A 12,488-nucleotide genomic window follows, 5' to 3' on the forward strand; every position below is an offset into this window, starting at 1 on the left:
GCGACTTGATTCACGGCTTCTTGTTTAAACTCGTCCGAATATCGGATACCTTTACCCATGATTTACCTCTTATGGTCATAGTTACATTTTTACCATAAAAGGTGTCGGGAAATCTCAGGCCTTACCATTCAAACGAGTCATGGGATGAACCGTAACTCCGCAGTCGATTACATATATAACTATCGGAGCTTGATTCAGGGTAAACGATTTACCCGAACAACGAACGCAGAAGCGACACGCTACTATCTGGAAATGATCCTAAAAGAAGATGGTAGAGACAAGCTGCTGAATGCATTGTCCTCCTTACGACAGCACATTGACTACTACGAAACGGTCGGCAATGCCAACGTAGTCAAACGCAAAAAAATTTATGAGGAATTTTCTCGACTAGCTCAGGTTTCCACAAATGATGATTATATCTTCCCTGACGAAGTTGATGAGTCTAAAGAGCTTCGGGAAGGAAAGGTACGAAGCGTATATGTGAACATTTACGAAAGGAACCCGGTTGCTCGGGCGCAATGTATCGAGCACTATGGTTGCTACTGCTTTATTTGTGGATTCGACTTTCTGTCTGCCTATGGAGAAATTGGAAGAGACTTCATTCATGTTCATCATGAGTTGGAGTTATCGAGCATAGGAGAAGAGTATGTCATCGATCCTGTTCGTGATCTGAAGCCAGTATGTCCAAACTGCCACGCCATGATTCATAGACGAAAACCAGCCTTTGGCGTGGATGAAGTCAAGGAGCGACTAGCGAAGTCATGAGCTAAGATCTTTCAAGTGTTAAGTGCTCTTTAAGCAACTTGAGCCATGTAGAAGCATGCTTAGAGTTCGACACAGGACAAGAGATTCTATAAACGACTTATTTCAGATCACGTACTCTTGAAAGGCCTTAAAACAAAGACCTTGATTAAACGACTTATTTCATGAAAACAGATGTGATGAAGAAGGCGAGCTTTTTAGCTCGCCTTTTTTATTGTTCGCGTGTGCCTTGCTCAAGCAATGCCACCACATATTTATTAAATGACACGCCAGCATTCAGAGCTTCGGAGCTTAGCTCCTTATGTAATTCAGCTGAACAGCGAATTTGGAAGGTGCCGCTGAACGGCTTTTCGGGTTCGACATTAAACGCCTCACAATCGGCAATATATTCGTCGACTTCTTGCTCAAAGCTCGCCTTTAACTCATCCGGTGTCGCTCCTGCATAAGTAATAAGGCTCTTAATAAACAGAACTTTGCCATATAGGCAGCTTTTGTCGAAATCGACTTCGACAGTGCCTTGGTAGCCTCTATGGCGTAATAATTTTTGTGACATAACCTTACTCACTCTATGAATCCCATCAATCGTAACCGTGTAATCACATCTTTCAATGCGCCACGATCAACAGGTGAGTCACCATGTGATTTATGCAATCGTATTTGTCGGCTTGGATTCTGTGGGTCCATAAACTTGATTCGCGAGCCAGATGTTTTTCCACGCTTGACTTCGACTAACCCTAGTGACTTCAAAAATATCTTCAGCTCTTCATGTCGCACATCGCAGGGGGTAGGCGTTGCTAGCATGCGCTGATATAGCTTTTCCAACCTAGTCATTTAGTTCATCCATGATTTTAGACACATATTATCAATATGCAATTAAAAAATAATTGCATTAAGTTAGAGGCACTGCGAGTAGTATAGGATGTGCTATGGTTGGTATTAGCGATTTACGAAATAGCTGACAGAATCGGCAATGAGATCGAAACGGATGTTATCTTGATTACTTCCGTTTTTGAGCGAATTGCGGACCTCACTGAATATGGGCGAGTATTCCTGAGAATATCGTTCACAAGAGCCATCATTGTACCATTTAATGGAAATGTCGTCGATATCATGGTTCTATTTGGGGGAGGTAAGTTTGAGTAAGACAATCGTGAAAACGTTAATTAACAAGCGAGTCAACGAATAGGTGGCTAAATGGCGGTTAGCGAGCTTTACTCGATAATTCGAGCTAAATTTGATGCGGTCATCATGTGGATTTTATGCACGCGACACAGAGTATAGGCATTGTTTAACGTGAACATAGATATACAAGACTATTATGACGCTCTGAAAAATAACTATCTTCTCATTGTCACTTCAAATAGCAAAGAGAAGAAAGCTGTTAATGAAATCATGACCAATAGGAAAAATCTTTCTGTTCACATGTCTACAGGTGGGTGCAGTATAGGGCTGTTGGACGGCATGTTTGCAATTCATTTAACGGGAAGTAGCGGCATATCTGCTGAAGGCTCGGCAAGTAGGTTAGTAGTCGAGTTTGTCAGTCGAAACAATATGCCTTCTCCTGGGCTAGTGTATTTAGTGGGATTTTGTTGGGGTAATCCGACATTAACAAATATTGGCGATATTATAATTTCCGATACAATTTATTCACTTAATTCAAGAATAAGCAAAGGCAAAGAGTCCATATACAAAGCAACACAATACAGAAGTTCACTTGACCTTTCCCATGTAAGTAAAGAAATAAATCGAGAAATTGCGGACTCTCAACTAGGAGAACTAGCAAGTTTAGAGACTTTGCTATCAAGTACTTCTGAAAGGGAACAGTTGCTTCAACAGTACCCATATTTGATAGGCGGAGAAATGGAGGCTTTCGGTTTCGTGCCTTCGTTAAAGAGAACTCCTTGGCTGATTATTAAGTCAGTGTCGGATTTCGGATGTGATGATTTTGAACGTTCAAATCAACCAGAGGCAGCAGTTTCAGCTTCGTTAGCACTGCGTACTCTTAACGAGTTGCTGATAAGTAATGCATTGATTAATTTTAGTATATCTAAGCCTGATGAGTTACTTCTTATTGACCGTTTATTTGGCAATGAAATCAGAGTTCTGAAAAAGACTATTAAATCAGATGATCTTAATGACCTCTTAAATGATGAAGTCGGAATAATCATAGAGAGGAAACTCGAGTATTACCTTAATGAGGTTGGTTATGACAGAAGTTTCCTGCGCTACTTTTGTGACTTGATCCTTGAAGTTCTACAGAACTCCCTTAAACATAGTGGAGCATCTTTCGCCAGTGTTAAGTTTTATCCAGATAAAATAATCATTAATGATGACGGAGATGAGTACTCGCTTGATAATCTTGAAGGAGATAATGGGGGGGCTTTATCTTGGCGGCGCATTAAGTCATGCGCCATAGATACTAATTTAGTCAATTATTCCTTTAAGAAGAAAAGTCACTACTTTGAAATGACGGCTGCTAATAAAGAACTGATAGATGCCGTTAAAAATTGTACAGCTTCAATCATTCCATCAACAATAGGATCAGCGTATAGCCGGCAAGCTACCTTATCTTATAACGAAGGATGCAAAGTTATATACGTTCAGGATAGCGATATTCGTATGACTTCCAGAAGAATAGCATTGATTCACGAAGTAAAAAGACTGCTAGATGAAGGCAAAAAAGTATATGTAAAAGTTTCTGACAAAGCCTACGCTGAAGAATATAAATTAGCGTTAAAAGAGTACTCAGATAACTTACGAATACTAACCTGATAGCCAAACCCATAAGAAGTTTTTGCACTCGAAGAAATTATCTCGCTGTAATTTTAGTTTTCCATAGTAGAGTAAGCGTTAACGTGCGCTTTTGGCACAAGTCGACCAATGAGATTAACTTTAACGTCAACATTGAGCGAAGAGCGGAGACTTATCCAATTACTAAACTACCGAAAATTAGGTGCTAGTAAGCGATGCAAGAATTTGTTACCAATATCGAAAGAGTAAAATCGAGATAAGTTGCAATAGGAAAACTACCTAATCTTTCGATAATAAGCTGTTAAAGGAGTGAAGAATGACGAAAAAAGAATCCAATAATTTGCCGTTCTTTGAGCGTCCAGATTTGTCGCCATTTCTGGTTCATCTCACCAAGAACACAAAAGAGGAAGACGAATTCTCTGCATACGATAACCTCGTTAATATTTTGAAAACTGGGGAAGTTTGGGGGAGTGATACTGAAAAAGGCTTTATTAAAGGGCCTAACACCGCTGCGTGTTTCATGGATATACCTTTAACCTCACTTAAATACGTTCTTAATTCAGCGAACACAGATCCTAAAAAGCCACGATATGAGCCGTTCGGTCTAATCGTTTCAAAGACCTTTGCCTATAAACGCGGTTGCCGCCCAGTCATGTACTTATCCAACGACGAGCTAGAATCAATCGCTGTCCCTCAAAAAGAACTATGGCGAGTAGTGCGGCTAGAAGGAGTCGATGGAGAAGGTATAAACTGGGTCCATGAACGAGAATGGCGCTCGAAGGGAAATTTTCGGCTACCAAACGATCCTCACGCTGTGTTGGTGAAAAACGTAGCCGCAGCAAAAAAACTTCGCCAAGCGATCAACAAAAACCCCAAACGATTTAAATCAATGCCATCGTCTATAATACCCTTGACCGTACTGTGTCAGGGATTGCCTTACATGGGGTGAAATCATTTAACAAGTAATGCGCCGAGGTGCACTCAGGCGTTACCACCGTCCGCTCTTGGCACATAACAGACATGTCATATCCGCTTAGCAATCAAATCCGCCTTAAGCAACCCACCCTTGGTTAATAGCTTCGCGGAAAAGTTCGGATTTCTTCGTGCTTTATAGGCTTCTAATATTTTCTTCAACCCAGCCGCTTCAAGTAACGATATATTCACTTCGGTATCCAGTTCGGCAGACTCGATAAAGTCGGTTGAAAACGTTGGAGCGATAATCAGTACTTGTGAAACGCGTTTGCCGGCGGCTTCACATCGGTTTACGTAAGCCTTTATTTGTCGTGATGTGGTTGAGTATTTCGCAAAGTCACCGTTTTTACAGGTTTTCGCTTCGCCAATAATCACGTCGTCATCACTGAGCGATATGAGTATGTCAGCTTGGTCTTTGGCAGTGTTAATTGACCGGCGTAAATCTTCATCAACAGCAAATCCAAGCTCTTCAAAAATGGCTTTGGTGACTTCTTCAAATTTAACGCCAATCTCTGCTTCTGCTATTTCAATATTATTCTGTTTCAAAGTTGCCAAATCACGTTTGGCGAGTGCTTCGTAGTTCTCAATTAGCTTATCAGTGGCGTTTGCAAAAGCTTCGACAATCACTTGGCGAAGATCACCACGTCGGGTTATTCCCATCGCTGATTTGAGATCTTTCACCTCGTCGTTTGAGAGCGCATATAAAATATCGAAAGGAGTGATGGATAGGGCGCGGAGGCGTTCAACATCAATTTCAATATTGTCTTCCAGCTCAAACTCTTCTCGTAACAATTTCACAATTTTGGGGTTGTGTTTGGTAATTGTTTCGAACAACGCCTTGTAACCGGCAGCGGAGAGAACATTAAATTCTTTGTCCGATGAGTTATTGAGCGTATCGATTATTAAGTGAATGCGTTCTTCAAGTGTCGTTCCCAGCTTGTCGAGTTTTAGTTGTAGGTGTTCTACTAACGCTTTCAGACGATCTTTCTTCTCGTTTAGAAGGGCTTGTTCGGCATGCATGTCATCCGCTAGAATTTGGGTAACTGACAGCCCCATTTTGAATATCGAGCTGATTTTTTCCACACGTTCAACACCACGAATCCGCTTGTCATGAGCTTTTAGAATATTTGAAAGTTCAGCATCCGAAAGGGTACGAAGAATTCTAAGCAGGTGCTTATCGGCAATTTGCTTACCTTGAATGCGGTGCAGCATGGCGACAATTTCATCGGGAACATAAACTGTTTGTTCTTTTTTACTGATAAAGAGAAGGCCAATTTCCCGCAATTGGTTAAGGCAATCCTGAACGCCATTCTTAGGTATCGGATAAACTAAGTGCTCAATGGCAACTTTGTCTTCTGCTGTCACATCAAGCTGATGAGCTAATACGTTCAAAATTCCGCGTTCTTCATCCGTAATTTTGGCTTCGCGATTAATTCGTTCGTCATTATGAAATGCTTCATTCAAGCATCGAAAGTAAATACCTAAGCGTCGATTTTCGTCAAAAACACTAGGTTCTGTTTCTTTTTCTAATACTTCTTTTATCGCTTTTGAATGATCGTTAATACTCTTCCACTCTTTTGCATATAAACGTTCTATCCATGAAATTTGGGCTACGCAGTTGCCGTCACGGCTTAAGATATTGACGAGCAGGGCAGCTTGGGCTCCGCTTAGCGCAAGCAAATGCTTCACTTCGCGGCTTAATAGCGGCATTGCCAATTTAAATAATTGAGTGACTTCGCCGCTTGAGGCGTCTTTAATCTGACCGTCTATGTTGCGGATTCGTTTGGCGAGTTCTTTGTCGTGTTCACTTGCTTCAGTGCATACGCGATCGAGGAAATTAACGAATTTTGACTTTTCAATTTGGTTAACTGCTGAGAGGACGTTCGCAAGTTTCATCTCTACCACTCCTTGGATTGTTTGATTTTTATACAAACAACATACGCCAAAGTCGGAAGATTGCAAATTCAGAGGCATGTATGGAAGAATCCGATGGTGATCCCGCATTCATCGTTTATGCGTTAGGTTTGACGTTAAGGTTGCAGCCTAAGTCAACCAACACATAAAAGTTGTCTTTTCTAAAATAACAGCGTATAAGTTGTTTATTGTTATAAAAACAATATTTAGGTTGTTTTATGAAAACGTTAAATGAGCTAAGTGAGTTATTAATTAGCGAGCGCAAGAAACGAGGGTTGTCGCAAAAAGACATGCGGATGCTTATTGGCATGTCGCAACAACAGTATCAGCGAGTGGAGTCTGGGCAAGATCTAAAGGTCTCGACCTTACTTCGCATACTTGTTGGTTTAGGTTTAGAGCTAGCAGTTGTAGACCCGTTAAACCTTGAGAATCAACCCTCAACGGCAACTGACACCCAGCATGAGAATATTTGGGCGAACAAACATAAGCACCTCGAGGACTAGGCACTATGACCACAAAGCGCATAGAACAGGTCGAAGGTCTTAGCCTGAGTATTAACAATCAAGAAATTGGTGTTATATCTCACTATTCGGGCGGCAAGAATATCTTTGTATTCTCACCTGATTACACAGCGTTGCCTAGCAATAAACGCAACACATTCACGATGTCGCAATTGATTGATGAACGATACCTTCGTCAGCCGCTTATCAGTTCACAGCGTTTGCCGCCTGTACTATCTAACTTATTACCGGAGGGGGCATTAAGAGATTGGATGTCACAGTCTCTTAAGGTGCATGCGGACAACGAATTCCCGTTGCTGGCACATATGGGGAAAGGTTTGCCAGGAGGTATTATTGCGACACCGATAGTTGCCGGTCAGTTACCGACATGGGCGCTCGATCATCGGGAACAAGTTGAAGCTGTACAAATTGATGTAGGGCATCAACAAAATAAATTCTCCCTTGCCGGCGTACAAATGAAGTTTTCTTCCGTTCGAAATCGAGATGGGCGGTTTAATATAGGCAATGATGCTAATCACGAAAGCTGGATCATTAAAACACCATCAACTGTGCACAAATTTGTGCCTTACAACGAGTTCTCAGCTATGCGCCTTGCTGAAACTGTCGGTGTTGATATTCCGGAAATAAAGCTGGTTGATTTGTCTGACTTAGATAACTTACCTGATATTCAGTTACCAAATGAGCAGCATGCGTACGCGATAAAGCGATTTGATAGAGGCAATGGACAACGAATACACACCGAAGATTTTGCGCAAGTATTCCAAGTGTACTCTCGGGAAAAATATAAAAAGTACAATTACGAGCAAATTGCTGATGCTTTATATTCGTACAGCCAACAAGCTTTAAAAGACGTGCAACAAATGGCTAGGCGTTTGCTCGTGAATATATTACTTGCTAATGGCGATGCACACCTTAAAAACTGGTCTGTGATATATACTAACCCGCAGCGTCCTATGTTATCGCCAGCTTATGATATCGTTTCAACGCTACCCTACGTGCAAGGTGAGACTGAGTTCGCTCTGAATATGGGTAAAAACAAAAACTGGTACCAAGTCAATATGGCTTCGTTTGAAACTTGGTCTAACCGTGTTGGTGTGCCATGGCAAGCAGTTAAAGTTCATATTGTTGATGCATTAGACAAAGCCCAAACTATTTGGCCGCAACTATTAACCGAATTGCCGATGAATGAAGAACACAAGAAAGCCTTAAGACTGCATTGGTCGAAATTACATGACGACTTTAGGTTCTAGAAAGACATGGTGTCAGCCCGAATAGATTCAATTCGATGAGCAAAAGCGCTAAATGGCCAACAAGCCACTGCCAGCCTACCGTCACTGCATGCCCTTCAAAAACGCCACCACGCTGCGCCCCAGCGAGCTGTGGTCATAACCACCCTCAAGCGTTGCGACAATGCGGCCGTCACAGTGGCGTTCAGCGAGCTCTTTCAGTTCACGTCCAATCCAATGATAGTCGGTTTCGGTGAGTTTAAACTGCGCCATGTCGTCTTCTAAATGCCCGTCAAAGCCCGCGGAAACCATAATTAGTTGCGGCTCAAAGGCATCTATAGCTGGGAACCAGCGTTCGCGTACTGCGGCCTGCCACGTTGGCCCATCGCAACCAGCTGGTAACGGTATGTTAATCACTTCATGGCTGATGGTTTCGGTACCTGAGTTTGGGTACAGCGGATGCTGAAACGAGCTACAAAACAGCACGCGTTCATCGTTCAAAAAGATATCTTCAGTGCCGTTGCCGTGGTGCACATCAAAATCCACAATCGCCACTCGCTCAATGCCATAGGTATGCATGGCATAGGCGGTCGCCACCGCAATATTGTTGAAAATACAAAAGCCCATGGCGGCATCCCAAGTGGCATGATGCCCTGGCGGGCGCACAGCACAAAAAGCCCGACGGTTTTCGGCAGTAAACACTTCATCCACAGCGCAGATACCGCTGCCGGCGGCATACAAGGCCGCACGCAGTGTGCCTGCGGTCATCATGGTATCGGGGTCGAGCCAAATGTGTTGGTCGGGTTCAGTGGGTGCGCGTTCAAATACATCATCAATGTAGTTTGCGGCGTGCACGCGAAGTAAGTCTTCACGTGTGGCCGGCTTGGCGTCTTTCTGAGTGAGTGCAAACTCCATGCCCGAGCGAATAATCTGATCGTTAATGGCGGCAATGCGCGCCGGCTCTTCAGGGTGAACCTCTGACACGCGGTGCAGACTGCAATACGGATGACTAAACACGGTTATCGACATACATCACTCACTGTCTTTAGGTTGTTCAACCACGGCGGGCTCGTTCAAATCAAGCTGCAAGTAAACCTCGCCCGGCTCTTCCGAAGGCTTGCGCACAAAGCCAGCGCGTTCAAACACCGCCAGCATTTTGCCATTCTCAGCGCGCACATAAGCCAGCATGCGCTCAAGTCCGCGTTCTCGGGCAATGCGCTTCATTTCATCAAGTAGGCGGGTTGCCATGCCCTTACCGTGCTGAGTTTCTCGCGTCACGAAGGCAACTTCACAGCTTTTTTCGTCGTGTAGCAGATAATAGCGACCAACGGCTTGAATCTGTGCCATCGAGCCTTTTTGTCGCACAATGCACAGCGCTAAATCACGCGACTGATCCACACTCACCAAGGTACATGATTTCTCTCGGCTCATACTGGTTGGCACGGTGTTGTAGCGCATCTGCAGTGTTTCTTTGGTGTGCGAGTAGAAAAATTCTTGCAGGCGTCGCTCGTCACTGGGGTTCAGCGGGCGTAAATCGAAAAACTCACCGTTAATCACAATTTCTTTGAAGCCAACGGGGCCAAGTTCTGGCACTTCTACCGAATGCAGAATTTGATAGTGCGGCACGTAGTAATGTTTACGAACTTCTTCTAATAATTGTTGGCGGAATTTCGGATGCGCCACCCGAATTAACTCAAGTGCGCGTTCACGAATGCTTTTGCCACGTAACGACGCTACGCCGAATTCGGTGACCACGTAATACACATGCGCTCGCGAGGTCGCCACGCCGCTGCCTTCGCTTATAAACGGCACAATGCGTGACACAGTACCGTTTTTCGCGGTTGAGGGCAGGGCAATCACCGGTTTACCGCCAGGACTCATGCTGGCGCCGCGACTAAAATCCACATGGCCGCCGATACCGCTGTAAAAGTGATGGCCGATGGAGTCTGATACCACTTGGCCGGTCAAATCCACTTCAATGGCACTGTTAATCGACACCATTTTTTCGTTGCGCGCAATGTTAGCGGGCGAGTTCACATACTCTGACGGGTAAAAGCCAATGTGTGGGTTGTTGTTCACAAAGTCGTACAGTTTTTTGCTGCCGATGCAGAAGCTGGTCACCGCTTTGTGCTGGTGGTAGGTTTTCTTCCGGTTATTGATCACGCCGCTGAGCATCAGCTCCATAATGCCGTCGGTGATCAGCTCACTGTGTACGCCCAAGTCTTTGTGATTGCTGAGGTAGCGCAACACGGCGTCGCAAATTTTGCCAAAGCCAATTTGAATGGTGGCACCATCTTCCACCAGCAACGACACATATTGGCCTATCCGTTCGGTGACCGCATCAAGTTCGGGCGCGGTGATTTCGGGTAAATCTTGCTCGGCGTCAAAAAACGCATCAATTTGGCCTTTATGAATAAAAGCTTGGCCGAATGTTACCGGCATTTTCGGGTTCACTTGCGCAATCACTTTCTTGGCGGAGCGTAGTGCTGACGACACAATATCGACCGACACACCGAGTGAATGATAACCATATTGGTCGGGCGGGCTGACCATAATTAACGCGGCATCTAAAGGTAAAATGTCTTCGCTAAATAGTGACGGAATATCCGACATGAAGGCAGGGGTGTAATCGGCGCGGCCTTCGGCAACGGCTTGTCGAACTCTTTCGCCGCCAATAAACAGTGAGTTGACCTTGAAGGTTTGGTTGTATTCTGGGTTTACCCAGTGGTTATCGCCAAGCGCATAAATTTGCACAATTTCAATGTCATGGAAGTGTTTGCTGTGGTCAGCAAGGTCATGCATCAGCGCATGTGGAACGCCCGCATGGGTTCCTATGAATATGCGGTCGCCAGACTTTAGTAGCTGCTCCCATTTAGCGGGGTGACCATCAACCATCAACTGCCGTTCATTGCTACTCATGTTCTCTTTCCTTATGCCGCACTGATGTCGCAATGACTTACATCAGCAGTATAAACATAATTTTGGCTTGGGCGAAATTGGCGCTATGCTGTGGGGCGTCATTTTTCAAACAATAAGAATAAATCGATGACACAACGCACAGAATCATCACGACGCCACGCACTGGGGCCTGGAATCATTTTAGCTGCAGCGGCGGTAGGTGCGTCACATCTTGTCGCATCTACCCAAGCCGGTGCTTTGTTCGGTTGGCAGTTGTGGTGGGTGATCGTGCTAGTTAACGTGTTGAAGTACCCGTTTTTCCGCTTCGCCGTTACCTACACACTCGAAAGTAAGCAAAATTTAATTGCCGGCTATTACGGCGAGGGCAAGCTTTATCTGTGGCTTTTCACCGTGTTGAACGCCATCGCTGCAGTGGTCAATACCGCCGGTGTGTTACTGCTGAGCGCCAGCCTATTAAAGTTATTTATTCCTGAGCTGCCGCTGATAGCACTTTGCTGGCTGATTTTGCTCGGATGCCTGTTAGTTATTCTCGGTGGCCAATACCGCATGCTCGATAATCTCTCGAAATGGATTATGGCGAGTTTGAGTCTGGCAACTGTTGTCGCCGTGATTATGGCGTGGGGTAACGCGCAGCCGCTGCCTGACGATTTTGTGGCACCGTCACCGTGGCAGCTTTCTGCATTAGCGTTCTTGGTGGCGATGATGGGCTGGATGCCCGTTCCCATCGAGCTTTCGGCAATCAATTCATTGTGGCTTCAAAGCAAGCAAAAGCTCACGCGCATTAGCCTGAAACATGGCTTGTTCGATTTCAATTTAGGCTACTGGGTGACGGCTGCTTTGGCGGTGGTGTTCCTTGCCCTTGGTGCGCTCGTTCAGTTTGGCAGTGACCAACCCATTGCATTAGCGGGAACGCAATTTGCGCAGCAGTTTGTCAGTATGTACGGCAATACCATTGGGGCGTGGTCGGAGTATTTGGTTGGCGGTATCGCATTTTTATGTATGTTCGGAACCACGCTTGCGGTGCTCGATGGCTACGCACGAACACTCAAAGAATGCCGTTCGCTACTAGCGCCGCGTGCGCAAGATAATAAACCGCCGGCGACAACAGAGCGTCTTACTTGGTGGGTTATCGGCCAATCGTTCGCTGGCATGTTAGTGATTATTTACTTTCAAAGTGCGTTAGGGCCAATGTTAACGTTCGCCATGACGCTCGCCTTTTTAACCACGCCATTTTTCGCGTGGCTCAACTTTAAACTCGCACGTAAAAACAAGATGTCGACGCTGATGCGGCTGTACGGCTGGTTAGGTTTAACCTACTTAATTGTGTTTGCCATGGGGTATTTGTACTTTTTAATCTTCATGGGCTCATGACTATCTTGAAAATAAGTGCGTTTAGCTCACTCGCCTTGAGCTTTGGTGAGTG

11 protein-coding genes are annotated in these 12,488 nt (G+C 44.8%); 6 read left to right on the plus strand and 5 right to left on the minus strand.

The features are described from left to right. The first annotated feature begins 144 nt into the window (after window positions 1–144). Entirely contained in the window at window positions 145–765 is a 621-nt protein-coding gene (locus CWI76_RS10935) for an HNH endonuclease (protein ID WP_126760396.1), read from the plus strand. A gap of 208 nt (window positions 766–973) precedes the next feature. On the opposite strand, the gene CWI76_RS10940 is transcribed toward CWI76_RS10935, so the two are convergent. Continuing rightward, the gene (locus CWI76_RS10940) at window positions 974–1,315 is read right to left on the minus strand and encodes a type II toxin-antitoxin system HicB family antitoxin (RefSeq protein WP_126760397.1); all 342 of its coding nucleotides are present in this window, start codon (window positions 1,313–1,315) and stop codon (window positions 974–976) included. Window positions 1,316–1,323: 8 nt separating this feature from the next. After that, window positions 1,324–1,593 (minus strand): type II toxin-antitoxin system HicA family toxin, encoded by a 270-nt coding sequence (locus CWI76_RS10945; protein WP_126760398.1) that lies wholly within the window; start codon window positions 1,591–1,593, stop codon window positions 1,324–1,326. Between the two features lie 462 nt (window positions 1,594–2,055). Between CWI76_RS10945 and CWI76_RS10950 the strand changes: the two genes are divergently transcribed. Together CWI76_RS10950 and CWI76_RS10955 are read left to right on the plus strand one after the other, a co-directional pair. Further along, on the plus strand, window positions 2,056–3,534 hold the full coding sequence (locus CWI76_RS10950) for a nucleoside phosphorylase-I family protein (RefSeq protein WP_126760399.1): 1,479 nt from the start codon (window positions 2,056–2,058) through the stop codon (window positions 3,532–3,534). A 295-nt stretch (window positions 3,535–3,829) separates the two neighbouring features. Next, window positions 3,830–4,462 carry a hypothetical protein gene (locus CWI76_RS10955; RefSeq protein ID WP_126760400.1) on the plus strand — a complete coding sequence of 211 codons (633 nt, stop codon included), beginning with the start codon at window positions 3,830–3,832 and terminating at the stop codon, window positions 4,460–4,462. A gap of 74 nt (window positions 4,463–4,536) precedes the next feature. Here the strand turns inward: CWI76_RS10955 and CWI76_RS10960 are convergent, their stop codons facing one another. Next, a complete protein-coding gene (locus tag CWI76_RS10960) occupies window positions 4,537–6,381 on the minus strand; it encodes a hypothetical protein (RefSeq protein WP_126760401.1) in 1,845 nt (614 codons plus the stop codon). A 236-nt stretch (window positions 6,382–6,617) separates the two neighbouring features. Here CWI76_RS10960 and CWI76_RS10965 point away from each other — a divergent pair, with 236 nt between their 5' ends. Together CWI76_RS10965 and CWI76_RS10970 are read left to right on the plus strand one after the other, a co-directional pair. Next, the gene (locus tag CWI76_RS10965) at window positions 6,618–6,902 is read left to right on the plus strand and encodes a helix-turn-helix domain-containing protein (RefSeq protein ID WP_126760402.1); all 285 of its coding nucleotides are present in this window, start codon (window positions 6,618–6,620) and stop codon (window positions 6,900–6,902) included. A gap of 5 nt (window positions 6,903–6,907) precedes the next feature. After that, window positions 6,908–8,170 carry a type II toxin-antitoxin system HipA family toxin gene (locus CWI76_RS10970; RefSeq protein ID WP_126760403.1) on the plus strand — a complete coding sequence of 421 codons (1,263 nt, stop codon included), beginning with the start codon at window positions 6,908–6,910 and terminating at the stop codon, window positions 8,168–8,170. A gap of 81 nt (window positions 8,171–8,251) precedes the next feature. Here the strand turns inward: CWI76_RS10970 and CWI76_RS10975 are convergent, their stop codons facing one another. Both CWI76_RS10975 and CWI76_RS10980 read right to left on the minus strand, forming a co-directional pair. Continuing rightward, window positions 8,252–9,175, minus strand: coding sequence for a histone deacetylase family protein (locus CWI76_RS10975; protein WP_126760404.1), 924 nt, complete (start codon window positions 9,173–9,175; stop codon window positions 8,252–8,254). Between the two features lie 3 nt (window positions 9,176–9,178). After that, a complete protein-coding gene (locus CWI76_RS10980) occupies window positions 9,179–11,065 on the minus strand; it encodes a GNAT family N-acetyltransferase (RefSeq protein ID WP_241968023.1) in 1,887 nt (628 codons plus the stop codon). Window positions 11,066–11,191: 126 nt separating this feature from the next. Between CWI76_RS10980 and CWI76_RS10985 the strand changes: the two genes are divergently transcribed. Then, complete coding sequence (locus CWI76_RS10985) at window positions 11,192–12,436, plus strand: NRAMP family divalent metal transporter (RefSeq protein ID WP_126760405.1); 1,245 nt, start codon at window positions 11,192–11,194, stop codon at window positions 12,434–12,436. Window positions 12,437–12,488 lie beyond the last annotated feature (52 nt).

Origin of the sequence: Pseudidiomarina marina, from assembly GCF_003987045.1 — a bacterium.
Taxonomy (GTDB): domain Bacteria; phylum Pseudomonadota; class Gammaproteobacteria; order Enterobacterales; family Alteromonadaceae; genus Pseudidiomarina; species Pseudidiomarina marina.

Bases quoted from the DNA above. Each gene is read 5' to 3' on its own strand.
- CWI76_RS10935 (WP_126760396.1), top strand. From the start codon at position 145: ATGAACCGTAACTCCGCAGTCGATTACATATATAACTATCGGAGCTTG.
- CWI76_RS10940 (WP_126760397.1), bottom strand. From the start codon at position 1,315: ATGTCACAAAAATTATTACGCCATAGAGGCTACCAAGGCACTGTCGAA.
- CWI76_RS10945 (WP_126760398.1), bottom strand. From the start codon at position 1,593: ATGACTAGGTTGGAAAAGCTATATCAGCGCATGCTAGCAACGCCTACC.
- CWI76_RS10955 (WP_126760400.1), top strand. From the start codon at position 3,830: ATGACGAAAAAAGAATCCAATAATTTGCCGTTCTTTGAGCGTCCAGAT.
- CWI76_RS10960 (WP_126760401.1), bottom strand. From the start codon at position 6,381: ATGAAACTTGCGAACGTCCTCTCAGCAGTTAACCAAATTGAAAAGTCA.
- CWI76_RS10965 (WP_126760402.1), top strand. From the start codon at position 6,618: ATGAAAACGTTAAATGAGCTAAGTGAGTTATTAATTAGCGAGCGCAAG.
- CWI76_RS10970 (WP_126760403.1), top strand. From the start codon at position 6,908: ATGACCACAAAGCGCATAGAACAGGTCGAAGGTCTTAGCCTGAGTATT.
- CWI76_RS10975 (WP_126760404.1), bottom strand. From the start codon at position 9,175: ATGTCGATAACCGTGTTTAGTCATCCGTATTGCAGTCTGCACCGCGTG.
- CWI76_RS10980 (WP_241968023.1), bottom strand. From the start codon at position 11,065: ATGAGTAGCAATGAACGGCAGTTGATGGTTGATGGTCACCCCGCTAAA.
- CWI76_RS10985 (WP_126760405.1), top strand. From the start codon at position 11,192: ATGACACAACGCACAGAATCATCACGACGCCACGCACTGGGGCCTGGA.